Genomic DNA, 21312 nt, shown 5'->3' on the forward strand with positions numbered 1-21312 from the left:
CGGCGGTCGCGGGCCGGGATGGGCCGCGCCGCGGCCGCCTCGGCCGGCATGGGCGGGGCGCTGAACCCCAAGACCTCCGGCGGCGCGCTGGCGGCGGCGAGCGATGCTCTGGGCGGCATTCGTCGGGATGCTGTCCTTGGCGCTCATGCGGTGGCCTTCGGCGACGTGGTGGGCGGCGTGGCACGGGCGCTCGGTGCCACCGGCCTGGTCGCTGCCCAGGGCGCGCTCCGCGGCCGGCTGCGGTCGCTCTGGGACCGCCCGGATGACGTGCCTGCTACGCCGAGCTGGGCCCCGGGCACTCCCGGCAGCAGCGGCCCCTGGTTCCCATCACCGATGCCCGGCGCACCCGCCTGGGTGCCGCAGCCCCCCGCGGAGCAATAGCCATGGCCGACAGCTTCACGCCGACCCTCAACCTGACCAAGCCGGAGATCAACCAGAGCATCAACACCTGGGGGAACAAGCTCAACGGCGACATGGACCTGATCGACCAGTTTGCGACGGAGACGGAAGCGGCGATCGAAGAACATGAGGAGCGATTGGATGCGGCCGAGCCGTTCCTGGTGCCGGTCGGCCTCATCGCGATGTGGAGCGGCGCAGAGAACGCGGTGCCGGCTGGCTGGGCGCTATGCGACGGCAGCAACGGCACGCCGAACTTGCGGGATAAGTTCATCATGGCGTCGGGCCCGACGCGGCCGGTCAACTCCACCGGTGGCGCGAATAGCGTCGCCGTAGCGACCGACGCTCAGGGCTTCCACGCACACACGGGGGTCACGGCACCCCACGCAATCACCGAAGGCCAGATGCCGAGCCACTCGCACGGGGTGTTCGATCCTGGGCATGGGCACGCCGCGCCGGGCGCCTACTTAGGACCTTATAACGGGGTCAACGCAGATTCGGGCCACGTCTCCGGCGTCAGCTTCTCGTTCTATACAGCCGGCCCCCTCCCCGCGGGCACTGGTATCTCGATCGCCGGGGCGGGCGGCAACCAAGCGCATGCGCACGGAATCGTCGCAGACGGCAACCATGCGCACAATGTCACCGTGCCGACGGTGCCCGTCTACTACTCACTCGCCTTCATTATGAAGAAGCCGGCGGCGTGACGCTCAGCCGTGGGTTTCGCCAGCCCTGAACCCCGTCGACGCGGACGGTAGGCACGGCGTTGCTGATAGCCAAAATCGCCGGACGCTCGACCTCCAGCTCCCAGCCGGCTCCCAGAAGGGTCTCCATCAGGCGCCCTTCGATCTGCCGCGAATGGGTGCCGACGACCAAGTAGGCGACCTTGGCATTCAGGGTATCGAGGGAGCCGGTGACGAGATCCGCTTCGCCGCCCTGGATGTCCACATGCAACAGGTCAATGCGGTGATGCGGCTCTGCGAGATCGCTTAGCGGCAGCATCGGCAGCGCGTCATATTTGCCGGATTGCACTGCTCCTTGGCGCTGCTCCTCACTCGCGCCGAAAATCGGCTCCAGCCCCCAGTGGGCTCCTGCCTGATCCTGGCGTGGGAACAGCGCGATCCCGGGCGCTGCGGCCGCAATGCCGCGGTGCAGGTCGAACTGATCTGGTGAGAACCAGTTCGCGGCGAAGGCCTCACGCGCGAAGCTGAGGTGGCCTTCGTCACCCTCCACGCCGATCAGATGCACACGCAGCCCGGCGCGCCGCGCGGCTGCCCCTGTGTTGTTCAGCCAGCAGGCCCAGCCGCATCCGAGCTCGATGGCCGTGAAGGTGTCCCGCGCGAGATCAACAGCACGAAGGGCTGCACCCCATTCCGCGATATCCGCATGCCAGGTGGCAGGGGTCGGCAGGCCCTCCACCTGTCCCGCTCTGCCGGCAAGCGATTCCGGCGCGAACTTGGGATCGATTGCGACTCCTAGGAAGTTCACGAGGTAGCCCGGACGCGCAGCGACTTCCGGCACCGCGTGCCGCTCCACCAGACCTTCGAGGAACAGGGGGGAATGGTAGTGGAAGAAGGGGCTTCCGCGCTCCTGTGTATACGGATGCGCTAGCCTGGTCAGCAGCTCGTTACGCTCGGCAATAAGGTTGCGACGTGATTGGTGGAGCATCCGGATCTGCGGGATTCGCAGCGCGGCCTTGATAGCGATTTCGCGAAAGGCGTTTCTCATGCGCGACGCACAATATCCAACTGCGCTCCGCCCGTCACCCTCGCCCTGATCATGAAGAAGCCGGCAGCGTGACCCTGGGTCTTCCGGTTGCCACAGCCCATCGCAGCTTGCGCCTCGTAAAATTCAGGGAAATTTCGCGAGCTCTTCGCTGACCGCCTGCCGGGGGTGCCAAGTACTGAGCCACCCATTTTCGAACAGATCTTTGCCGACGCTGATACGGAGGCCTAACGCATCGCGCGGCACTTAACGAGGACGGCTTCGCGTTGATCGACTTCCCGAAGCCGGAGGTATCTGGCGAGATGCCGGCTCCCCGGCTGTTTTCGATTGCCTCTCACCCCCGCCCTCTGGACAGGGATCGTGGAGGTGCCCGGAATGGCCACGACGACCCCGAACCTGGGACTGACGAAGCCCGACCCGAACGGCGACGACGACGCCTGGGCGCCGATGCTCAACGGCAATGCCGATATCCTCGACACGCAGGTGAAGGCGGCGCTCAACAACGCGGCGGCGGCGAATGCCAATGCCAGCGGCCGCGTGTCGAAGGCTGGCGACACGATGACGGGTGCGCTGACCGTGGCGCCAGCCTCCGGCACGGCGGCCAGCGTCGGGGCAACCGCGACCGGCTCCGCGGCAGCGGAGCTCGTCGCTGCTTCGGCGGCCGGCAACAGGGCCGGGGTGCGGTTCAGCACCGGCGCCAACGCCCGTTGGAAGATCGCGAAGGCGACGAACCCCGAGGCCGGCGGCAATGCCGGCAGCGATCTCGGGATCGTGCGCTGCGCCGACAATGGGGGGGAGATCGAGACCGCCATCGCCATCAATCGCGCGGATGGCGGCGTCAGCGTCACCCGGGGCCTGGCCGCCGGCGGCGGCATCGTCAGCAACCAGCACATCTCGCTCCGCGGCTATGACACGGTCGGCGGCACCGATTACGGCAAGGCCCTCTTTCTCAACGGGAGCTACGGAGCCCAGGACACCAGCAGCTACATGCAGCAGGTCCATGTTCCCGCCGTCTCCGCGTACATCCACATGATCTTCAGCGGCTGGGAATGGCGGTGGGACAATGCCGGCAACTTCTATACGCCGAGCAATGGCCTCAAGCCGGGCGGCGGCTCCTGGGCGGACAGTTCCGACGCGCGCGTGAAGGAGCGCATCGAGGCCTACCCGACCGGCCTGAACGCCATTCTGCAACTCTCCCCCAAGATCTATTCCTTCAAGGCGGAGACAGGCCGCGATCCGGCACGCCGCTTCATCGGCGCCATCGCCCAGGACGTCGAAGGCGTCATGCCGGAGATGGTCACCTCGGGCCGCCTGATCCTCGGCGAATTCGATCTGCCCGACGGCCGGATGATGGAACAGACATCGCTGCCCTGGGCGCTGGTCAACGCCGTGAAGGAACTGCACGCGATCGTCGAGGCGCAGGCGGCACGCATCGCGGCGCTGGAGGCGGCGCAGGCATAGGCCGCGGCGCGGTGACCGCGTGTGGCCGCATCCCTGAACCACCGCCGCGCGCATGGCGCGGCTCGCACTCCCCCATTCACCGCAGCGGAGGCTCCCGCATGACCCCACCCGTCGACGCCCGCGCCTTCGGCGCGCTGGAAGCGGAGGTGCAGCATCTCCGTGAGGAGATGGCCGACCTCAAGACCTCGGTCACCGCGCTGACGCGCCTGCTGAACGAGCTGCGCGGCGGCTGGCGCGTCGTCGGGCTGCTGGTCGCGACCGCGGCCGCGATCGGAGCGGCGCTCGCCTGGTTCGCGCGGCTGCGTTGATGGCGCCGCGATGACCCGCCCGCGCAAGCCGCCCATGGCGCAGAACCCGATCGTCGCGATGGCCGAGCGGCTGAGCGAGGCGGGAACGCGGCTCGCCTGCCTCGCCTGGATCAATGACGAGGGCCAGGTCGAGGTCGCGACGACCGAGGACATGTCGCCGATCACTGCGGTCGGGATCCTCTCGACCGCCGCGACCTGGCTCGCCACACCGGAAGGAGAGAGTGACGCATGACGCCCGATGCAGGCACCCGACGGGTGAATGACGCGACGCTCGCGCTGATCAAGCAGTGGGAGGGCCTCAGGCTCTCTGCCTATCGGGACGTCGCCGGGGTCTGGACCATCGGCTATGGCCACACCGGCGGCGTGCGCATCGCGCAACGCATCACCGGGGCGGAGGCCGAGGCGCTGCTGCGCCAGGACCTGGATCGCTTCGAAGCCGCGGTCGATCGGCACGTCACGGTGCCGCTCAACGACAACCAGTTCGGCGCGCTGGTCAGCTTCGCCTTCAATGTCGGCGAGCGCGCCTTCGCGAGCTCGACCCTGCTGCGGAAGCTGAACGCGGGCGACCATGCCGCGGTGCCGACCGAGCTCGCGAAGTGGAACCGCGCCGGCGGCCGCGTCGTCGCCGGCCTGGTCAATCGGCGCGCCGCGGAGGCCGGGCTCTGGGTGCGCGGCGAATATGTCGCGAGCAATACGCAGGCGGCGGCGCCACCGGCCGGGCCGGTCGCGGCCAATGCCACGCCGCTGACCATCGGCGGCGCGATCGGCGCGGCGGGGCCGGCGCTGGCGGCGCTGGTCGGGCTGCCCTGGCAGGCGGTGGCGGCGATCGCACTCGCCGCCGCGGCGGTCGCCGTCGCGGTGATCCTGAGCCGGCGGAGCGCGCCCGCGTGACCGCGTTGCTCGCGGCCTGGACCTGGTTCGCCGGGACCAAGGCCGGCCGCATCCTCCTCACCATCGGCGTGGCGGTTGCAGCGCTCGGCTACGCCTTCCTCAGCGGGCGGCGGCAGGAGCGCCAGCAGGCGCGCAACCGCGCCCTCGGCCGCGACATCGAGAACCGGAGGACCCGCGATGCGGTGGAGCGTGCTGTGGCTCGCGACCCTGACCCTGCTGAGCGCCTGCGCCGGGACTGGGCCCGGGATTGACGCCTGCGGCCCGTGGCGGCCGATCCTGGTCAGTCGGCAGGACACGCTGACGCGCGGGACCGCGGCGGGCATCCTTACCCACAACGAGACCGGGCGCCGGCTCTGCGGGTGGTAGAGGGTGCCGCGCGGCGAAGGCCTCGCCGCGCGACACCGATCGACGCCTCAGCCGTTGCGGAACGCGTAGGCGTAGCCGTTCAGCGCCGGCGCGCCGCCGAGATGGGCGTAGAGGATCCTGGAGCCCGCCGGGAAATGGCCCTTCTGCACCAGGTCCATCATCCCCTGCATCGACTTCCCCTCATAGACGGGGTCGGTGATCATGCCCTCCAGGCGGGCGCAGAGGCGGATCGCGTTCTTGGTCTCCTCCGAGGGCACGCCATAGGCCGGATAGGCGTAGTCCTCGATCAGTACCACGTCATCCTCCACCAGATCCTGGCCGAGCTCGACCAGATCGGCGGTGTTGCGGGCGATGCGCAGCACCTGCGCCTTGGTCTGCGCCGGCGTGCCGGAGGCATCGATGCCGATCACGCGGCGCGCGCGGCCATCCTTGGCGAAGCCCACGAGCATGCCGGCATGGGTGGAGCCAGTGACGGTGCAGACGATGACGTAGTCGAAGGCGAAGCCGAGGGCTGCTTCCTGCGCCCGCACCTCCTCCGCGAAGCCGACATAGCCGAGGCCGCCGAACTTGTGCTCCGAAGCTCCGGCCGGGATCGCATAGGGCTTGCCGCCCTTGGCCTTCACCTCCTCCATCGCCTCCTGCCAGGTGCGGCGGATGCCGATGTCGAAGCCGTCATCCTCGAGCCTGACATCGGCGCCCATGATGCGGCTGAGCATGATGTTGCCGACGCGGTCATAGACCGCATCCTCATGCGGCACCCAGGCTTCCTGCACCAGGCGGCACTTCATGCCGAGCTTGGCGGCGACGGCGGCCACCATGCGCGTGTGGTTCGACTGCACGCCGCCGATGGAGACCAGCGTATCGGCGTTGGAGGCGATGGCGTCGGGGACGATGTATTCCAGCTTGCGCAGCTTGTTGCCGCCGAAGGCCAGACCGGAATTGCAGTCCTCGCGCTTGGCGTAGATCTCGACCCCGCCGCCCAGATGCTTCGACAGCCGCTCGAGCTTCTCGATCGGCGTCGGTCCGAAGGTGAGCGGGTAGCGTTCGAATTTCTCGAGCATGTCTGCCTCGGCCTGGGATGAAAGGACGGCGGAGGCTATCCGCGATGCCATGAAAGGTGCTCTCGAATCTGAGTCGAAATTTCTCCCTGCTTCTGCATGATTGTGGCAAAAATTGCAGGATCATCCCGAAAATAGGCTTTTAAATGAGCGATTCCACCACACCGCAGGGGCTCGACCGGATCGACCTCAAAATCCTCCGGCTGCTGCAGGATGATGGCCGGCTCGGCGCGGCCGAGATCGCCCGCCAGGTGAACACCAGCGCCGCCACCTGCCACCGCCGCATCCAGCGCCTCTTCGCCGAGGGCTTCATCGCCTCCATCCGTGCGCAGGTGGCGCCGCAGCGCGTGGATCGCGGCACCTTGGTTTTCGTCGGCGTGGTGCTGGACCGCTCCACGCCCGAGAGCTTCGCCGCCTTCGAGGCCGCGGTGCGCGGCCTCGCCGTGGTGCTCGAGTGCCATGTGGTGGCCGGCGACTTCGACTACTTCCTGAAGATCCGCGCCCGCGACATGGTCGACTTCAACCGCCTGCACGGCGAGACGCTGATCGGCCTGCCCGGCGTGCGGCAGACCCGCACCTTCTTCGTCATGAAGGAGGTGGTGGACAATGCGCCGTTGAGCTTTTGAAGGCTTGCATCGCCCCATCGTCCACTGGACAGGGATGGCGGAGGTGCCGCGATGGCGATGCAGCCGATCAAACTGCCCCCGGGTGTGGTGAAGGCCGCGACGCCGTCGCGGGCGCGCAACCGCTACTGGGATGCGAACCTCGTCCGCTGGCGCGGCGACCACCTGCTGCCGGTCGGCGGCTGGCAGCGCAACACCGCCGAACCCTTGCCCGAACCGGTCCGCCGAATCTCCGCTTGGCGCGACCTGCAGGACATCTTCCGCATTGCGCTCGGCAGCGACAGCAGGCTGCAGATCCTGGAAGGCGCGACCGTCATCGACATCACGCCGGCCGATTTCGAGCCGACGCCGCCCTTCGTCACCGTGAGCGGCTTCGGCATCGGCCCCTACAATGCCGGCGCCTATGGCACGCCGCGGCCGCTGGCGGATGGGCGGCTGTTCGGGCGGCCGGTGATCTGGAGCCTCGATAATTTCGGTGCCAACCTGCTCGCGCTCTGCGGCAGCGACGGGCGACTGCTGCTCTGGGACACCACGGTCCTGCCGCTGCCGGCCAAGGTGGTTCCCGTGGCGACAGCGCCCGAGCACAGCATCGCCATGCTGGTGACCGAGGAGCGGCATGTGATGCTGTTCGGTGCCGGCGGTGTGCCCTATCGCGTCGCCTGGTGCTCGCGCGAGGACATCAACGACTGGGACTTCACCAATCCCACCAACAGCGCGGGCTTCTTCGACCTCTCGATCTCCGGCTTCATCGTCAATGCGGTGCGCGTGCGCGGCGGCGTGCTGATCTTCACCGACAGCGACGTCTGGCTCGCGCGCTATATCGGCCAGCCCTTCGTCTATGCCTTCGAGCGCATCGGCGAAGCCTGCAGCCTCTATGGTCCCTACAGCTTCGCCAGCAACAGCAGCGCCGTGATCTGGATGGGGCGCCAGACCTTCTGGGTCTTCGACGGCGGCGCGGTGCGGCCGCTGCCCTGCGACGTCGCCAATTTCCTCTTCGCGGGCATCGATGCCTTCGCGGGGCAATCGCGCGTGCATGCCGCGGTCAACGGCCTGTTTCCCGAGGCCTGGTTCTTCTACCCGTCGTCAGGCCAGACCGAATGCGATCGCTACGTGATCTGGAACTGGCAGGAGAACTGGTGGTCGGTCGGCGCGCTGCCGCGGAGCGCCATGCTGGCGGCAAGCGTCGCGCCCTATCCGGTGATGGCGGGCGCCGACGGCCACATCTTCGAGCATGAGAAGGGCTGGACCGCGGCCGGGCTGACCCGCGTCGGCGAGGTCTGGGCGGAGACCGCGAATATCGCGATCGGCGGTGGCGACCAGCGCATCGACATCGCCCAGGCGCAGTTCGACAGCGGCCATGGCTTCGCCGCGACGCGCATGCTGGCCTTCACCAAGGAGACCGGCGACGGCCCCGAATATGCCGAGGGTCCCTTCATGCCGAGTGCCGATGGCTGGACCGATTGCCGCTTCTCTGGCCGCGACATCCGGCTGCGCATCGAGGCGGCGCAGGACGGCGACTGGAGCCTCGGCGAGCTGCGATTGGACGCACAGCCGGGGGCAGGCCGATGAGGCTCGACCTGCCCGATCCCGGCGCCGGGCCGCATGCGCTCGCGCTGCGCCAGGCCTTCGACGCGCTGCGTCGCAGCTTCCTGGCACTCGTCTCCACGCAGGAGGCGGCGCCGATGCTGCTGCTGCAGGCGCCGGATCGCAGCGTCTGGCGCGTCACCATCAGCAATGCCGGCACGCTCTCGGCCGAGAAGATCCAGGGATGACCGAGGACGAAGCCCGCCTGCTCGCGAAGCTGGAGCGCGCGGTCGCCGAGGATGGCGGCATGACGACGCTCGCCGATGTGGTGGCCGCGATCCGCGAGGGCCGCGCGCAGTTCTGGCAGCAGGGCGACACGGTCGCGGTGACGGAGATGCTGCGCTACCCGCGCGGCCTCGCGCTGCGCCACTGGCTGGCCGCGGGCAGCATCCACGAAGGCTGCGCGTTGCTGCCCGCCATCGAGGACTGGGCCCGCGAACGCGGCGCGCGGCGCGCCGAGGCCCTGGGCCGCAAGGGATGGGCGCGGCTCGCGCGCCGGCACGGCTATGCGCCGCGCGCCACGCTGTATGTGAAGGAGCTTTGAGATGGGCGGATCCGCACCGAAGAACACGACCCAGACCACCGAGCAGAGGCTGCCGCCATGGCTCGATGCCTATGCGCAGGACACGCTCGATTTCTCGAAGGAGGTCGCCGATCGGCCGCTGCAGCAATATGATGGCGAGCGCATCGCCGGCTTCACGCCGGACCAGCTCGCGGCGCAGCAGGGCGTGCGCGGCATGCAGGGCCAGACCGGGAATTTCCTGCAAGGCCTCGCGGGCGGCGCCCAGGGTCTCGCCGGCTACCAGCCGCAGCAGGTCGCGGCGGGCACGCTGCCCGGCACCGACCTCGGCGCCTACATGAATCCCTATCTGAGCGCGGTCGAGACCGGCGCGCTGGCAGGGCTGGAACAGCAGCGCCAGACCGCGCAGAACAGCCTGGCCGATCGCGCGATCTCGGCGCGCGCCTTCGGCGGCAGCCGCCAGGCGCTGCAGGCGGGCGTCACGGACGCGACGGCCGCGCAGAAGGCGGGCGAGCTCTCCGCCCAGCTCCGCAGCGGCGCCTTCACCAATGCCCAGGCGATGGCACAGCAGGATCTGACGCGCGGCCTGCAGGCGGGGATGGCGAACCAGAGCGCCGGGCTCCAGGGCGCCGGGCTGAACCTGCAGGCGCTCGGCCTCGCCGGGCAGCTCGGGCAGAACGCGCAGCAGGCGAACTATACGGACATCGCGGCGCTGGAGGGTATCGGCGGGCAGCAGCAGCAGCTCGACCAGGCCAATCTCGACCAGAACTACGCGCGGTTCCTGGAACAGTGGAACTACCCGACGCAGCAGTTGCAGACGCGGCTCGCCGCCCTCGGCGGCACGCCCTACGGCGGCACCACGGTCAGCACGATGCCGCAGGCCGGCGGCATGAGCCCGGCGATGGGCGCGCTTGGCGGCGCGATGTCCGGGGCCGCGACCGGCGCCGCCGTCTCGGGGCCGGCAGCGCCCATCGGCGCCCTGATCGGCGGGCTGCTCGGCGCCGCCGGCGGGTATGCGAGCACCCGCCGATGAGCGGGATGATGTTCGACCCGGAATTGCTGAAGCTCTGGCAGGCGGAAGCGGCGGCCGCGATGGCGGCGCCGGCGGGCATGGACCTGGCGAAGTTCAACGCGCCTCCACAGGCGCTGCCGCTGCCTCCGCCACCTCCGGCCGCCGGCGCCACCGAACCGGACGCCGCGCTGCCGGGCACGAAGCCGGACGCGCTCGCCAGCGGCGGCCCGAAGGGCGGGCAGCCCATCGATCTGGTGGCGCTGCTGCGGGGCCTGGCCGGCATCGTGCCGCGGCCGGCGGCGTCAGGGCGGCAGGCGCCGACCGCCGCGCCGGCGCCGCCCTTCCATCGCCCGCAGGCGGGAACGCTGCCGATGCGTCAGGCGATACCAGGGAACCCCTATCTGCGGACGGCGGCACCGGGTGGGGCCGCGATCCGGCCACGCCGGCGTGGGCTGCTCGACGAGGGGTGACGGGAGCGCCGCCTCAGGCCAGGAGTTGGCGCCTCAGCAGCGCCTCAAGCCAATCGGTGAAGGCCTGCAGGCGGCGGGAGAGATGCTGGCGATGCGGGTAGAGCAAGGTCATCGGCATCGGCGCCGCGCGGTGATCGGGCATCACCTCGACCAGCTCCCCGGCATCGAGATGCGACTGCACGTCATAGGCCGGGATCTGGATCAGCCCGAGCCCCGCGAGGCAGCACGCGATATAAGCCTCCGCGCTGTTGACGGTGACGCGGCCGCGCATCGGCCGGCTCCGCCGCGCGCCGCCCTCGATCCATTCCCAGTCCTCGATCCGCCCGCTCGATGGCGAGGCGTAGTTGACCGCGTGATGCGCATCGAGATCGGCGGGCGTTTGCGGCACGCCATGCCGCTCGAGGTAGCCGGGGCTTGCGACATTGATCAGCGGCAGCGCGCCGATCGCACGGGCGATCAGGCCGGAATCGGCGAGGGTTCCGACACGCAGCACGCAGTCGACGCTGTCCTCGACCAGGTTCACCGCCCGGTCAGTGACGCCGAGATCGACGTCGATGCCCGGGTAGCGGTCGAGGAAATCCGGCAGCGCCGGGGCGATCACGAGCCGGCCGATGCGGCCGGGCACGTCGATGCGGAGCCTGCCCGCGGGCCCGGCCGCGTCCTGGCGGAACAGCCCCTCCATCTCCTCCGCATCGGCGGTGAGCCGAAGGCAGCGTTCGTAGAAGGCGGCGCCATCCTGCGTCGGCGCGACCTTGCGGGTCGAGCGGTGGAGCAGCCGCGCCCCGACCCGCGCTTCCAGCGCCTGCACCGCCGCCGAGACGGAAGAGCGCGGCAGGCCGAGCGTATCGGCAGCGCGGGTGAAGCTCGCGCATTCGACGACGCGGGCGAAGATGCGGAAGAGGTCGATCCGGTCCAAGCCTGCCACTTCCCGCTACGGCCGAGGCCGGGCGCGCGGGCCCGTTGTTCGTCCAGCCTGACATATGAAGCCAGAGACAGCGGCTTTATGACAAAATCCTAGACGATACCGTCAGCCCCCGAAAGGGCCGCACGGGGCGGCCCGCCTGAAGCAAGGGGCAGAAGCCATGGCCGATCACAGCATTGCGGGAAAGACCGTGCTCATCACCGGCGGCGCCAAGAATCTCGGCGGCCTGCTGGCGCGTGACCTCGCGCGGCAGGGCGCGAAGGCCGTGGCGATCCACTACAACAGCGCCGCCACCAGGCCGGCCGCCGAGGACACCGTCGCGGCGATCAAGGCCGCCGGCGCCGAGGCGGCGGCCTTCCAGGCCGACCTCACCACCGCCGGCGCGGTCGAGGCGCTCTTCGCCGATGCCATCGCCGCGATGGGCCGGCCGGACATCGCCATCAACACGGTCGGCAAGGTGCTCAAGAAGCCCTTCGTCGAGATCACCGAGGCCGAGTACGACGAGATGACGGCGGTGAATTCCAAGGCCGCCTTCTTCTTCATCCGCGAAGCCGGCCGTCATCTGAGTGACAACGGCAAGCTCTGCACCCTGGTGACCTCGCTGCTCGGCGCCTTCACGCCCTTCTACGCCGCCTATGCCGGCACCAAGGCCCCGGTCGAGCATTTCACCCGCGCCGCCTCGAAGGAGTTCGGCGCGCGCGGCATCTCGGTCACCGCGATCGGCCCCGGCCCGATGGACACGCCCTTCTTCTACCCGGCCGAGGGCGCCGATGCCGTCGCGTACCACAAGGCCGCGGCGGCGCTGTCGGCCTTCACCAAGACCGGGCTCACCGACATCGAGGACATCGTGCCCTTCATCCGCTTCCTGGTCTCGGATGGCTGGTGGATGACCGGACAGACCGTCCTGGTGAATGGCGGCTACACCACGAAGTAGGGCAGCGGTCGGCATCCTCGCCCGGCAGCTCACGCGCGGCTGAGCCCTGTCCGGGCGGACGGGCCAGCCGGCTGAAAGCGACCGTAAGTCTTTGAAAGGAATGGGCGCTACTGGGATTGAACCAGTGACCCCTACCGTGTCAAGGTAGTGCTCTCCCGCTGAGCTAAGCGCCCGCCCATGTGGGAGCGGCCTTCTAGGCGGGAACGCCGTGTCTGGCAAGCGGTCAGCCGCGCACCCCCCAGGAACAATATCGACGACGCTCCTGCCGAGGCGCCGCTTCGCGGATGACAGGCGCGCATGGCTGTGGTTTGAACGGGGGAACGATGGATCTGCCCCTCGACACCCTGTTGCCCTACGCCTTGCTGCGACCGGCGCCGCAGACCATGCCCCTCGTCCTGGCCTCCCCACACTCCGGACGCGAATATCCGGCAGCACTCCTCGATGCCTCCAGGCTCGACGCCCATGCGCTCCGCCGCAGCGAGGACAGCTTCGTGGACGAGCTCTTCGCCGCAGCCCCGCTGCAGGGCGCGCCGCTGCTCGCCGCCCGCTTCCCCCGCGTCTGGTGCGACGTGAACCGCGAGCCCTGGGAACTCGACCCCGCGATGTTCGACGGCCCGCTGCCGAGCTGGGTCAATACCGCGAGCCCCCGCGTCGGCGCCGGCCTCGGCACCATCGCCCGCATCGTCGCGAACGGGGAGCCGGTCTATCGCCGCAAGCTCGCCTTCGCCGAAGCCGAGGCGCGGGTGCGCGACGCCTGGCAGCCCTATCACGCAGCGCTCGCCGCGCTGATCGCCGAAACCCGCGGCCGCTTCGGCACCTGCCTGCTGGTCGATTGCCATTCCATGCCGGCGCATCCTCAATCCGGCCCCGCGCCCGACATGGTCCTCGGCGATGCGCATGGCACCGCCTGCGCGCCGCGCGCGACGCGGCTGGTGGAGGAATTCCTCACCGGCCTCGGCTATCGGGTGCGGCGCAACGACCCCTATGCCGGCGGCTATGTCACCCGCCATTACGGGCGCCCACGCGAGGGCCAGCACGCGCTGCAGATCGAGATCGCGCGCGGCCTCTACATGGACGAGGCACGGATCGAGCGGGCGGATGGCTTCGCGAGCCTGCGGCGCGACCTCAGCCTGTTGCTGGAGCACCTCGCCGCCACCGACTGGGATTTTTTAGGCAGTATTTGAGGGCCTCAAGCGCCGGCGCCGGCATCCGCCGGCTTGGCTACCGCGCTGTCAGGGCAGCATTGGCGGCGCCTGATGGTCGCGCGCGGGGCCGCATTCGCGGCCCCGGGGCATCGCTTCGCTCGCCCCGCATGAGCTGATGGCGGCCTACGGCCGCGGGGTGCGTCCCCTCCACAAAAAAAGATGGCGGTGCCCGAAGGCACCGCCAAGTTTAGGGAGGAAACGTCCAAGAAAGCAGGCGAAGCGGCGAACCGCCTCGCTGCCGGGACTGATTTAGGGCAGACATCATTCGCATGCAAGTGGTTTTTCGCATCGCAGCACTAGGCTGAGATTTTCGCAGGGGCTTGTTAACGAAGTGCCTGATCCGTCAGCAGACACAACATGTTACAGGCGATGCCGCAGCGCAGCATCGCGCGCCCTTCGAGGCCGAATCCGGGCAGTTAGTTCCGATAGTGATTTTATTCCGGGAGTGGCGTCTCAACCAGCGAATTCGTCTCGAATCGCGATACCGTGCTCATCGAGCGCCGGCACCGGCCCATAGGCGCGGGGGCCGTCGCTGAAGATCGCCGCCGGCGCCGCCACCTCCACCACGCCGCCCGGCGTCGCGACCGGCAGCCGCCGGAGCGCCGGGTGGCGCGCCAGGTCGGCGACCTCGTTGACGAAGCCATAGGCGATGTCGGCCGCCCGCAGACGCTCCGCGCATTCGGCGCGGGTGAGCTGGGCAAAGGTCTTCCCGACATGGGCATCGACCGCGGCGCGATTCGCGACGCGGTCGACGTTGCGGCGGAAGCCTTCCCGCTGCGGCAACTCGGGTTCGCGCAGGAAGACCTCGCAGAGCCGCGCCCATTCGCGCTCGTTCTGGATCGAGATCAGCACCAGCCCGCCATCCCTGGTCGCGAAGGCGCCATAGGGGCAGATCGAGGGATGGGCGAGGCCGATGCGCGCCGGCGCCTGGCCGGTGCCCTCATAGAACAGGAAGGGCACGTTCATCAGATCGGCCATGCCGTCGAAGAGCGAGACCGCGATGCCCTTGCCGCGGCCGGTGATGCCGCGCTCGATCAGCGCCTCCAGCACCGCGGCATGCGCGTTCATGCCGCAGGCGACATCGCAGATCGAGACGCCGACGCGCCCCGGCCCCTCGGCGCGGCCGGTGACCGCGGCGAGCCCGCTCTCGGCCTGCACCAGCAGGTCATAGGCCTTCATGGCGGCGTATTCGCCTTCCTCGCCATAGCCCGAGATGTCGACGGTGATCAGGCGCGGATGGCGCGCGCGCAGGGTGGCGGAGCCGAAGCCGGCGCGCTGCATGGCACCCGGGGCAAAGTTCTGGATGAAGACATCGGCGCGGGCGATCAGCCGCTCCAGCAGCGCGCGATCGGCGGCGTCACGGATATCGAGGGCGATGCTCTCCTTGCCGCGGTTCAGCCAGACGAAGTAGCTCGACTGGCCCTTGGCCGCGCGGTCGTAGCCGCGCGCGAAATCCCCTTCCCCGCGCTCGATCTTGATCACCCGCGCGCCGGCATCGGCCAGCCGCTGCGAGCAGACCGGGGCTGCGACCGCCTGTTCCATCGAGACGACGAGGAGACCGGTCAGGGGCTTTCCGGTGGGCATGGACGATCCTTGTTGCTCATGGGGAGAAGAGCGGCGCCACGGCGAAGACCGCGTCGACGCAGCGATCGATCGCTGCGAACACGCCGATCAGCACGGTCAACTGCGCCGACCGCTCCCAGCCGGAGATGCGCCCGCGCGCGATCTGCGCGGAAGCCGCGCGCCAGATGCCGACGAGCTGCCAGGTGAGCAGCAGGATGCCGGCGAGCATGGCGCCGGCCAGCGCCGTGCGTAGCGCCGCAGGGCTGGCCGCGGCCATGGCGCGCTCCACCGGCTCCCGCGCCAGCCGCCAGGCCAGCAGGACCACCAGGCCGAGCAGCACGCCATTGACCCAAAAGGCGACGACTAGCGGCAGGTCGCCGCGCCAGTGGCGGATGATAGCGCGGAAGGGCGCGCTCATGGGGCATCGCTCTGCGGGAGGAGGGCCGAGGTCAGCGGCAACGCACGCACTGATGGGATCCACAGTGCCGGCACGATCAGGCGCCCCGCCCCGCGCCAGGTCCGGTGATGACGTCGCGGGCCGCGATCAGGTCGAGCACCGCGAGCACGCGGCGTTCCAGCTCGCCACCCGCCGAATAATCGGCGAGCACCGCGCAGTGCACCCGCTTCTCCGCGATCAGCCGCTGCCCATTCGCCGCCCGCTGCGGATCATCCGGCGGAAAGACCGCGATGGAATGGCCGCCCTGTTCCCGGACCAGCCGGAAGCAGGGGATGTCGGTGTCACCGTCGCCGATGAAGACCATGTTCGGAAAGGGCACGACGCGCTGCTCGGGCGGCTGGAAGGCGTTCACCGCGCGGTCGTCGGCGAGGTCCATGGCGCCCTTGTTGATGCGGAACAGGAATTGCGTCTTGGTCGTGTAGTTCACCGCGACCGCGGCGCCGACCGCGACCCCCGACCCGTCATAGAGGAAGCCCGAGGCAAAGACGGCGTCGAGATAGGGGCGGATCGTGCTGCCCTCGATCATCTCCCGCAGGCCTGAGGAGATCACGTAGTGCTTCATGATCAGGCCGCGTGCCGTGCCGGCGGCGTTGATGCGCGCGAACCAATCCTCGACGCCGGGGAAGAGGTGGATGCCGCGGCCATGCTCCACCCAGTCCTGCCGGCGCATCGGCTCACGGGCGTGCCGTGCCTCCTCCAGCATCTCGTGCATATAGGTCAGGGTGCGGTCGCCCTGCTGTTCGGCGGCCAGCCGGTTCGACCGTTCCCAGAAGCGCGGCGGATCGATGCCGAGCTTCGGCAGGAAGACATGCTCCTGCATGTTGCCGGGTGCCAGCGTCCCGTCGAAATCATAGGCGATCGCGACGGTGGTGCTCATGCGCCCTGCTTCCCTTTCAGCGGAGCGTCCGATTCAGACCTCCGGGCTCTTCGGCCCTCCGGTCATCGGACACTCAATAACTCCGCGGCATTCCCAGCACATGCTCGCCCACGAAGCTCAGCACCAGGTTGGTGCTGATCGGCGCGACCTGGTAGAGGCGTGCCTCGCGGTACTTGCGCTCGATATCGTATTCCTCGGCGAAGCCGAAGCCGCCATGGGTCTGCAGGCAGGCCTCGGCCGCCGCCCAGCTCGCCTCGGCGCAGAGCATCTTGGCGATGTTCGCCTCCTCCCCGCAGGGCAGGCCGGCCTCGAACTTCTCCAGGCCCTTGCGCAGCAGCGCCTCGGCGCCGCGCATCTGCGCATAGGCCTTGGCGATCGGGAACTGCACGCCCTGGTTCTGGCCGATCGGGCGGCCGAACAGCACGCGCTGCTTGGAATAGTCCACCGCCTTCTCGATGAACCAGCGCGAATCGCCGATGCATTCCGCCGAGATCAGCATCCGCTCCGCGTTCATGCCATCGAGGATGTAGCGGAAGCCCTTGCCTTCGACGCCGACCAGGTTCTCCGCCGGCACCTCCATGTTGTCGAAGAAGACCTCGCAGGAATTGTGGTTCATCATCGTCCGGATCGGACGGATGGTGAGGCCATTCCCGAGCGCCGCCTTCATGTCGACCAGGAAGGTCGAGAGGCCATCGGTCTTCTTCGTCACCTGGTCGCGCGGCGTGGTGCGGGCCAGCAGCAGCATCAGGTCGGAATGCTCGGCGCGGCTGGTCCAGATCTTCTGGCCGTTGACGATGTACTTGTCGCCCTCGCGCTTGGCGAAGGTGCGAAGCGCGGTGGTGTCGGTGCCACTCGTCGGCTCGGTCACGCCGAAGGCCTGCAGGCGCAGCTCCCCGGTCGCGATCTTCGGCAGGTACTGGCGCTTCTGCGCCTCGCTGCCGTGCTTCAGCACCGTGCCCATGGTGTACATCTGGGCATGGCAGGCGGCGGCGTTGCAGCCTGAGGCATGGATCTCCTCAAGGATCGCGGCGGCGGCGGAAAGCGGCAGGCCGGCGCCCCCGAATTCCTCCGGGATCAGCGCGCCGAGATAGCCGGCCTCGGTCAGCGCGGTGACGAATTCCGTCGGATAACCGCGCCGCGCATCGAGCTCGCGCCAGTATTCGCCCGGGAAGCGGGCGCAGAGCTTGCGCACCTCCTCGCGGATCTCGGCATGGGGATCGGCGCCGGTCTGCGGCTGGTCCATTCGGGTATTCCTCCGTCGCGTCCGGATTAGGACCCGGTGGCCCGGCTGGCAAGCAGGGCGGCGGTGGTGCGGAGCCGCTGGGCCGGTCCGTCCCAGCCTGGCAGCACGCGCGGCGCCTCGCCCGGTGCCACCTTCAGCACCGCGAGCGCCGGCCCGTCCGATGGCGCGTGCAGCCGGGTGGCGAGCGCCGGCAGTTCTTCCTCCCGCGTCACGACGATCGCATTGGCGATGCCGCAGCCACGCGCGATGGCGGCAAGATCGGCGCCGGCGCCGGTATGGCTCGCCTGGCCGCCGGTCTCCTCATAGAGGCCGTTGTCGATGATCACGATGGTGAGGTTGGCGGGCTGCTGCAGCGCGACGGTCGCGAGCGCGCCCATGCCCATCAGCGCCTCTCCGTCGCCGGTCACGACGGCGACGGGCGTCTGCGGCTGAGCCAGCGCGATGCCGAGGCCCATGGCGACGGCGCCACCCATGGCGCCCCAGAGGTGGAAGTTGCGGTCGTGCTCGCCGCAGGCCGCGACGTCATAGGTCGGCGAGCCGAGCCCGGTGACGATGACGAGGTCGCGGCGGTCGGCGAGCAGGCGCGCCACGGCGGCGCGGCGATCGAGGGTGGCGGTCATGTGGAGCTCCTCAGAGCCGGTTTCGAATTGCTGCAGCAAAGAGCTGGCGAGGGATTTTTCGTCCGTGGTGTGGCGGGCGACGCAGCCGATGCTGGTTGCATCGGCGAGGAGACCGGCGCGCCAGGGGCGGAAAAGAGCCGCCAGATCACTCCGTGAACAGCTTGGCGCCGACGAGGCGCTGGGAGATCAGGACGGCCATGGCGTTGCCGCCCAGGAAGGCCATGCGCGCCGCGGCCGCGACGGTCTCGCCCGCCTCTTCCGGCCTCGTCGCGCGCAGCACCTCGACGCCCATCAGCCCGAACGCCGCCTCGACCCTGGAGCCCATCGGCACCTGCCAGGGATTCGATTCCGCCCATTCGCCGCGCATGGTCACCAGCATCAGCAGCGGGAAGGCGCAGACCTTGGTCAGCGACAGCATGTTGACGCAGTTGCCGACGCCGGAGGACTGCATCAGCAGCGCGCCCCGCTGCCCCGCGAGATGCGCGCCGGCGAGCAGCGGGATCCCCTCCTCCTCCGTCGTCAGCGGAATGGCGCGCATCGAGGGCTCGGCATGCACGGCGCGGATCAGGGCGGCGTGGCCGCCATCCGGCACATAGGGCACCTGGCGCACCTCGGCCTCTCTCAGCACGGCGAAGATGTCCTGTGGCCAGTCGCGTTGCATTGGCGTTCCCTCCAAGAGCGGATCGCCGGAGGGTGGAGTCACCCGGAGGCGTGAATCTGCTCGTCAAACAAACAGCATCCGAGAGGTATGGCGCGCCGCGAGGCTTCGCGGAATTCGAATACGTATATAGGCTGCATAACGGATTGCGATAGGTGAGCCATGGATCTCCGGCGCCTCAGAAGCTTTCGGGAGGTGGCGGCGGCGGGCTCGCTCAGCCGCGCCGCCGACCGCATGCGGCTGGCCCAGCCCGCCCTTTCCCGTCAGGTGGCACTGCTGGAGGCGGAGCTCGGCGCCCGGCTGTTTGACCGCCACGGCCGCGGCATGCAGTTGACCGAAGCCGGCCAGGCGCTGCTCGACCGCATCGAAGGGCCGCTCCGCCAGCTCGAGGCGGCGGCCGAGGAGGTGCGGGCGCTGTCGGGCGCGATCGCCGGGCAGGTGGCGCTCGGCATGATGCCGACGGTCGCGGCCGTGCTGGCGGCCGAGCTCGCCCAGGCGGTGGCGGAGGCGCATCCCGGCATCGCGCTCCGCATCGTCGAGGGTTACACGGGCCACCTGGTGGAATGGCTGCAGCGCGGCGCCACCGATGCGACCCTGCTCTACGGGCCGGCGGCCGACCTGCATCTTCGGGCACGGCCGGTCTTCACCGAGGAACTGGTGCTGGCGGGGCGGCCGGGCAGCCTGCCCGGCGCCACGGTGACGCTGGCGGAAGCCGCACGGCACCCGCTGATCCTGCCGTCGCGTCCGCACGGGCTCCGTGCGGTGGTGGAGACGGCCGCCGCCGCGGCGCGGATCGCGCTGCCGGTACGCTTCGAGGCCGACAGCTTCGCGGTGCTGAAGGATCTCACCGGCCGCGGCCTCGGCTTCGCGATCCTGCCGCGCTCGGCGATCGCGGCGGAGGCGGCAGCGGGCCGGCTCGGCATCGCACGGCTGCACCGGCCGCGCATCCGCCGCCAGGTGGTGCTGGCGCTGCCGCCCGGCCGGGCGCCGGGCCGCGCGACGGAGGCGGTGCTGGCGGTGCTGGAGGCGGTGATCCGCCGCCATGCCGAGGCCGGGGACTGGATGGCGGCGTGATACCGACGCCCTCTAACGCCGGGCGCCGCGCATTCGCGGCCTCGGACCGGTCAGGCGACCGGTCCGTTGGTATGATGCGCCATGGACGCCCTGGTGGACCATTGCTAGAGGGGCGGCTCATCGATGGCCGGCCACGCACGAAACCGGCATCTTGCGGAACAGGCGCCCGCGTCCGATGCGGCGGCCCGAGGCACAGGAGCCTGGATGCGGCCACTGCTGTGGTACTGGGGTCGGCGCGGCGGCGGCGCGCAATTCGCGCTCTGCCTCGCCCAGGCGATGGCGCCCGCCGGGCTGGCGCTCTCCGTCTCCCGCCAGGGCAGCCTGATCGAGGCCTTCCGTGCGGTCGCGGCGCCGCGGCAGGAGGTCGATACCTATGCGAGCCTTGGCGGCTTCCTGCGTGGCCTCGCCCGGGTGCCGAGCCTGACGCGGCAGCTCCGCCGCTTCGCGCAGGCGGAAGGCGCCGATGTCGTGATCTCCGCCATGGCGCATCCCTGGACGCCGCTGATCGCGCCGGCTCTCGCCCGTGCCGGCCTGCGCTACGTGCCGGTCGTGCACGATGCCTTGCCGCATCCGGGCGATCCCGCGCCGCTGATGCGCTGGCGGCTCGACCGGGAGCTCGCTTGCGCCAGCGCCGCGGTGGCGCTGAGCGAGACGGTCGCGACGGCCATCGCCACTCGCTTCCCACGCCTGCCGTTGATCCATCTGCCGCTCGGCGCGCATCTGCCCTTCGGCGTCGCCGCGGCCGAGCGGCGCTCTGATCTCGACGCTGCGGCGGCGGAGACGCGCTTCGACTTCCTCTTCTTCGGCCGCATCCGCGCCTACAAGGGGCTCGACCTGCTGCGCGACGCCTGGGTGATCGTCGCCGCGGCGCGGCCGGAAGCGACGCTCCGCGTGGTGGGGGACGGGAACCTCGATGCGGTGGCCCCCGGCCTCGCGGCCCTGCCGGGCGTCACCATCGAGCAGCGCTGGGTGCCGGACGAGGAGATGGCGGCCGTCATTGGCGCGGCGGGTGCGCTGGTGCTGCCCTATCGGGAAGCCAGCCAGTCCGGCGTGCTGCCGATCGCGCTCGCGCTCGGCGTGCCCGCGGTCGCGACCATAGTCGGCGGGCTCGGCGAGCAACTCCGCGACGAGGTCACGGGCCTGCAGGTGGCGCCGGAGCCGCGCGCCTTCGCCGGTGCGATGCTGCGCATGCTGGATCCGGAACGGCGGGCGCGCCTTGCCGCCGGCGCCAAGGCGGCCGGTGCCGCGCTGACCGACTGGGACCGGCAGGCGGCCGCGCTGCGGAAGGGGATCGCGGCGGCGCTGCGAGCCTCCGTCCCATGAACAGGAGCTTCTCCTTGCCCCTTTC

26 protein-coding genes and 1 tRNA gene are annotated in these 21312 nt (G+C 69.9%); 17 read left to right on the forward strand and 10 right to left on the reverse strand.

The window, feature by feature from the left end; translation table 11 throughout:
* On the forward strand, window positions 1-381 hold a 381-nt coding region (locus tag GXW71_RS30815; protein ID WP_211856806.1), incomplete at its 5' end, for a hypothetical protein.
* Window positions 382-383: 2 nt separating this feature from the next.
* On the forward strand, window positions 384-1100 hold the full coding sequence (locus GXW71_RS30820) for a hypothetical protein (RefSeq protein WP_211856808.1): 717 nt from the start codon (window positions 384-386) through the stop codon (window positions 1098-1100).
* Here the strand turns inward: GXW71_RS30820 and GXW71_RS30825 are convergent.
* Window positions 1078-2121, reverse strand: a complete 1044-nt coding sequence (locus GXW71_RS30825) for an FkbM family methyltransferase (protein WP_211856810.1) — start codon at window positions 2119-2121, stop codon at window positions 1078-1080. The genes GXW71_RS30820 and GXW71_RS30825 overlap by 23 nt on opposite strands.
* 372 nt (window positions 2122-2493) lie before the next feature.
* On the opposite strand from GXW71_RS30825, the gene GXW71_RS30830 reads away from it, so the two are divergent.
* The 5 genes from GXW71_RS30830 to GXW71_RS30850 all read left to right on the forward strand — a co-directional run bounded on the left by GXW71_RS30830 (window position 2494) and on the right by GXW71_RS30850 (window position 5029).
* Window positions 2494-3579 carry a tail fiber domain-containing protein gene (locus GXW71_RS30830; RefSeq protein WP_211856812.1) on the forward strand — a complete coding sequence of 362 codons (1086 nt, stop codon included), beginning with the start codon at window positions 2494-2496 and terminating at the stop codon, window positions 3577-3579.
* A gap of 98 nt (window positions 3580-3677) precedes the next feature.
* Entirely contained in the window at window positions 3678-3887 is a 210-nt protein-coding gene (locus GXW71_RS30835) for a hypothetical protein (protein WP_211856814.1), read from the forward strand.
* Window positions 3888-3897: 10 nt separating this feature from the next.
* Window positions 3898-4119 (forward strand): hypothetical protein, encoded by a 222-nt coding sequence (locus GXW71_RS30840; protein ID WP_211856816.1) that lies wholly within the window; start codon window positions 3898-3900, stop codon window positions 4117-4119.
* Window positions 4116-4778: a lysozyme gene (locus tag GXW71_RS30845; protein WP_211856818.1), complete on the forward strand. Its 663-nt coding sequence runs from the start codon at window positions 4116-4118 to the stop codon at window positions 4776-4778. Before GXW71_RS30840 ends, GXW71_RS30845 begins: the two co-directional genes overlap by 4 nt.
* A complete protein-coding gene (locus GXW71_RS30850) occupies window positions 4775-5029 on the forward strand; it encodes a hypothetical protein (RefSeq protein ID WP_211856826.1) in 255 nt (84 codons plus the stop codon). The genes GXW71_RS30845 and GXW71_RS30850 overlap by 4 nt, the downstream gene beginning before the upstream one ends.
* A 162-nt stretch (window positions 5030-5191) precedes the next feature.
* On the opposite strand, the gene GXW71_RS30855 is transcribed toward GXW71_RS30850, so the two are convergent.
* A complete protein-coding gene (locus GXW71_RS30855; protein WP_211856828.1) occupies window positions 5192-6205 on the reverse strand; it encodes a 1-aminocyclopropane-1-carboxylate deaminase in 1014 nt (337 codons plus the stop codon).
* Window positions 6206-6348: 143 nt separating this feature from the next.
* On the opposite strand from GXW71_RS30855, the gene GXW71_RS30860 reads away from it, so the two are divergent.
* Genes GXW71_RS30860 through GXW71_RS30885 form a run of 6 tightly spaced genes read left to right on the forward strand, consistent with a single transcriptional unit; the run spans window position 6349 to window position 10411 of the window.
* A complete protein-coding gene (locus GXW71_RS30860; protein WP_211856830.1) occupies window positions 6349-6828 on the forward strand; it encodes an Lrp/AsnC family transcriptional regulator in 480 nt (159 codons plus the stop codon).
* A gap of 51 nt (window positions 6829-6879) precedes the next feature.
* Window positions 6880-8394 (forward strand): hypothetical protein, encoded by a 1515-nt coding sequence (locus GXW71_RS30865; RefSeq protein WP_211856831.1) that lies wholly within the window; start codon window positions 6880-6882, stop codon window positions 8392-8394.
* A complete protein-coding gene (locus GXW71_RS30870) occupies window positions 8391-8597 on the forward strand; it encodes a hypothetical protein (RefSeq protein ID WP_211856840.1) in 207 nt (68 codons plus the stop codon). The genes GXW71_RS30865 and GXW71_RS30870 overlap by 4 nt, the downstream gene beginning before the upstream one ends.
* Window positions 8594-8953 carry a hypothetical protein gene (locus tag GXW71_RS30875; RefSeq protein ID WP_211856842.1) on the forward strand — a complete coding sequence of 120 codons (360 nt, stop codon included), beginning with the start codon at window positions 8594-8596 and terminating at the stop codon, window positions 8951-8953. Before GXW71_RS30870 ends, GXW71_RS30875 begins: the two co-directional genes overlap by 4 nt.
* 1 nt (window position 8954) lies before the next feature.
* A complete protein-coding gene (locus tag GXW71_RS30880) occupies window positions 8955-9962 on the forward strand; it encodes a hypothetical protein (protein WP_211856844.1) in 1008 nt (335 codons plus the stop codon).
* Window positions 9959-10411, forward strand: coding sequence for a hypothetical protein (locus GXW71_RS30885; RefSeq protein WP_211856846.1), 453 nt, complete (start codon window positions 9959-9961; stop codon window positions 10409-10411). Before GXW71_RS30880 ends, GXW71_RS30885 begins: the two co-directional genes overlap by 4 nt.
* Window positions 10412-10424: 13 nt before the next feature.
* On the opposite strand, the gene GXW71_RS30890 is transcribed toward GXW71_RS30885, so the two are convergent.
* Window positions 10425-11327, reverse strand: coding sequence for a LysR family transcriptional regulator (locus GXW71_RS30890; protein ID WP_211856848.1), 903 nt, complete (start codon window positions 11325-11327; stop codon window positions 10425-10427).
* Window positions 11328-11493: 166 nt separating this feature from the next.
* On the opposite strand from GXW71_RS30890, the gene GXW71_RS30895 reads away from it, so the two are divergent.
* Window positions 11494-12267, forward strand: coding sequence for an SDR family oxidoreductase (locus GXW71_RS30895; protein WP_211856856.1), 774 nt, complete (start codon window positions 11494-11496; stop codon window positions 12265-12267).
* Window positions 12268-12368: 101 nt separating this feature from the next.
* Here GXW71_RS30895 and GXW71_RS30900 read toward each other — a convergent pair.
* Window positions 12369-12440 (reverse strand) — tRNA-Val (locus GXW71_RS30900).
* Between the two features lie 150 nt (window positions 12441-12590).
* Between GXW71_RS30900 and GXW71_RS30905 the strand changes: the two genes are divergently transcribed.
* Entirely contained in the window at window positions 12591-13451 is an 861-nt protein-coding gene (locus tag GXW71_RS30905; protein ID WP_211856858.1) for an N-formylglutamate amidohydrolase, read from the forward strand.
* Window positions 13452-13925: 474 nt separating this feature from the next.
* On the opposite strand, the gene GXW71_RS30910 is transcribed toward GXW71_RS30905, so the two are convergent.
* The 6 genes from GXW71_RS30910 to GXW71_RS30935 all read right to left on the reverse strand — a co-directional run bounded on the left by GXW71_RS30910 (window position 13926) and on the right by GXW71_RS30935 (window position 18893).
* Complete coding sequence (locus tag GXW71_RS30910) at window positions 13926-15056, reverse strand: CaiB/BaiF CoA transferase family protein (protein ID WP_211856860.1); 1131 nt, start codon at window positions 15054-15056, stop codon at window positions 13926-13928.
* Window positions 15057-15072: 16 nt separating this feature from the next.
* Entirely contained in the window at window positions 15073-15453 is a 381-nt protein-coding gene (locus tag GXW71_RS30915; protein ID WP_211856862.1) for a hypothetical protein, read from the reverse strand.
* Window positions 15454-15529: 76 nt separating this feature from the next.
* Complete coding sequence (locus GXW71_RS30920) at window positions 15530-16369, reverse strand: HAD family hydrolase (RefSeq protein ID WP_211856864.1); 840 nt, start codon at window positions 16367-16369, stop codon at window positions 15530-15532.
* 73 nt (window positions 16370-16442) lie between these two features.
* Complete coding sequence (locus GXW71_RS30925) at window positions 16443-17612, reverse strand: acyl-CoA dehydrogenase family protein (protein ID WP_211856873.1); 1170 nt, start codon at window positions 17610-17612, stop codon at window positions 16443-16445.
* A gap of 26 nt (window positions 17613-17638) precedes the next feature.
* Window positions 17639-18232 (reverse strand): thiamine pyrophosphate-dependent enzyme, encoded by a 594-nt coding sequence (locus GXW71_RS30930; protein WP_211856875.1) that lies wholly within the window; start codon window positions 18230-18232, stop codon window positions 17639-17641.
* Between the two features lie 145 nt (window positions 18233-18377).
* Window positions 18378-18893: a thiamine pyrophosphate-binding protein gene (locus GXW71_RS30935; RefSeq protein ID WP_211856883.1), complete on the reverse strand. Its 516-nt coding sequence runs from the start codon at window positions 18891-18893 to the stop codon at window positions 18378-18380.
* A gap of 159 nt (window positions 18894-19052) precedes the next feature.
* On the opposite strand from GXW71_RS30935, the gene GXW71_RS30940 reads away from it, so the two are divergent.
* Both GXW71_RS30940 and GXW71_RS30945 read left to right on the forward strand, forming a co-directional pair.
* Complete coding sequence (locus GXW71_RS30940) at window positions 19053-19964, forward strand: LysR family transcriptional regulator (RefSeq protein ID WP_211856890.1); 912 nt, start codon at window positions 19053-19055, stop codon at window positions 19962-19964.
* A gap of 204 nt (window positions 19965-20168) precedes the next feature.
* Window positions 20169-21287 carry a glycosyltransferase family 4 protein gene (locus tag GXW71_RS30945; protein WP_211856905.1) on the forward strand — a complete coding sequence of 373 codons (1119 nt, stop codon included), beginning with the start codon at window positions 20169-20171 and terminating at the stop codon, window positions 21285-21287.
* Window positions 21288-21312: the final 25 nt, after the last annotated feature.

Origin of the sequence: Plastoroseomonas hellenica (genome assembly GCF_018129085.1) — a bacterium.
Taxonomy (GTDB): domain Bacteria; phylum Pseudomonadota; class Alphaproteobacteria; order Acetobacterales; family Acetobacteraceae; genus Plastoroseomonas; species Plastoroseomonas hellenica.

What these genes read in the sequence shown, in the direction of transcription:
- GXW71_RS30935 (WP_211856883.1), bottom strand. Translation starts at nt 18,893, where the DNA reads ATGCAACGCGACTGGCCACAGGACATCTTCGCCGTGCTGAGAGAGGCC.
- GXW71_RS30865 (WP_211856831.1), top strand. Translation starts at nt 6,880, where the DNA reads ATGGCGATGCAGCCGATCAAACTGCCCCCGGGTGTGGTGAAGGCCGCG.
- GXW71_RS30940 (WP_211856890.1), top strand. Translation starts at nt 19,053, where the DNA reads ATGGATCTCCGGCGCCTCAGAAGCTTTCGGGAGGTGGCGGCGGCGGGC.
- GXW71_RS30895 (WP_211856856.1), top strand. Translation starts at nt 11,494, where the DNA reads ATGGCCGATCACAGCATTGCGGGAAAGACCGTGCTCATCACCGGCGGC.
- GXW71_RS30875 (WP_211856842.1), top strand. Translation starts at nt 8,594, where the DNA reads ATGACCGAGGACGAAGCCCGCCTGCTCGCGAAGCTGGAGCGCGCGGTC.
- GXW71_RS30945 (WP_211856905.1), top strand. Translation starts at nt 20,169, where the DNA reads ATGCGGCCACTGCTGTGGTACTGGGGTCGGCGCGGCGGCGGCGCGCAA.
- GXW71_RS30825 (WP_211856810.1), bottom strand. Translation starts at nt 2,121, where the DNA reads ATGAGAAACGCCTTTCGCGAAATCGCTATCAAGGCCGCGCTGCGAATC.
- GXW71_RS30835 (WP_211856814.1), top strand. Translation starts at nt 3,678, where the DNA reads ATGACCCCACCCGTCGACGCCCGCGCCTTCGGCGCGCTGGAAGCGGAG.
- GXW71_RS30915 (WP_211856862.1), bottom strand. Translation starts at nt 15,453, where the DNA reads ATGAGCGCGCCCTTCCGCGCTATCATCCGCCACTGGCGCGGCGACCTG.
- GXW71_RS30845 (WP_211856818.1), top strand. Translation starts at nt 4,116, where the DNA reads ATGACGCCCGATGCAGGCACCCGACGGGTGAATGACGCGACGCTCGCG.
- GXW71_RS30905 (WP_211856858.1), top strand. Translation starts at nt 12,591, where the DNA reads ATGGATCTGCCCCTCGACACCCTGTTGCCCTACGCCTTGCTGCGACCG.
- GXW71_RS30880 (WP_211856844.1), top strand. Translation starts at nt 8,955, where the DNA reads ATGGGCGGATCCGCACCGAAGAACACGACCCAGACCACCGAGCAGAGG.
- GXW71_RS30860 (WP_211856830.1), top strand. Translation starts at nt 6,349, where the DNA reads ATGAGCGATTCCACCACACCGCAGGGGCTCGACCGGATCGACCTCAAA.
- GXW71_RS30910 (WP_211856860.1), bottom strand. Translation starts at nt 15,056, where the DNA reads ATGCCCACCGGAAAGCCCCTGACCGGTCTCCTCGTCGTCTCGATGGAA.
- GXW71_RS30925 (WP_211856873.1), bottom strand. Translation starts at nt 17,612, where the DNA reads ATGGACCAGCCGCAGACCGGCGCCGATCCCCATGCCGAGATCCGCGAG.
- GXW71_RS30870 (WP_211856840.1), top strand. Translation starts at nt 8,391, where the DNA reads ATGAGGCTCGACCTGCCCGATCCCGGCGCCGGGCCGCATGCGCTCGCG.
- GXW71_RS30840 (WP_211856816.1), top strand. Translation starts at nt 3,898, where the DNA reads ATGACCCGCCCGCGCAAGCCGCCCATGGCGCAGAACCCGATCGTCGCG.
- GXW71_RS30855 (WP_211856828.1), bottom strand. Translation starts at nt 6,205, where the DNA reads ATGCTCGAGAAATTCGAACGCTACCCGCTCACCTTCGGACCGACGCCG.
- GXW71_RS30830 (WP_211856812.1), top strand. Translation starts at nt 2,494, where the DNA reads ATGGCCACGACGACCCCGAACCTGGGACTGACGAAGCCCGACCCGAAC.
- GXW71_RS30885 (WP_211856846.1), top strand. Translation starts at nt 9,959, where the DNA reads ATGAGCGGGATGATGTTCGACCCGGAATTGCTGAAGCTCTGGCAGGCG.
- GXW71_RS30820 (WP_211856808.1), top strand. Translation starts at nt 384, where the DNA reads ATGGCCGACAGCTTCACGCCGACCCTCAACCTGACCAAGCCGGAGATC.
- GXW71_RS30920 (WP_211856864.1), bottom strand. Translation starts at nt 16,369, where the DNA reads ATGAGCACCACCGTCGCGATCGCCTATGATTTCGACGGGACGCTGGCA.
- GXW71_RS30930 (WP_211856875.1), bottom strand. Translation starts at nt 18,232, where the DNA reads ATGACCGCCACCCTCGATCGCCGCGCCGCCGTGGCGCGCCTGCTCGCC.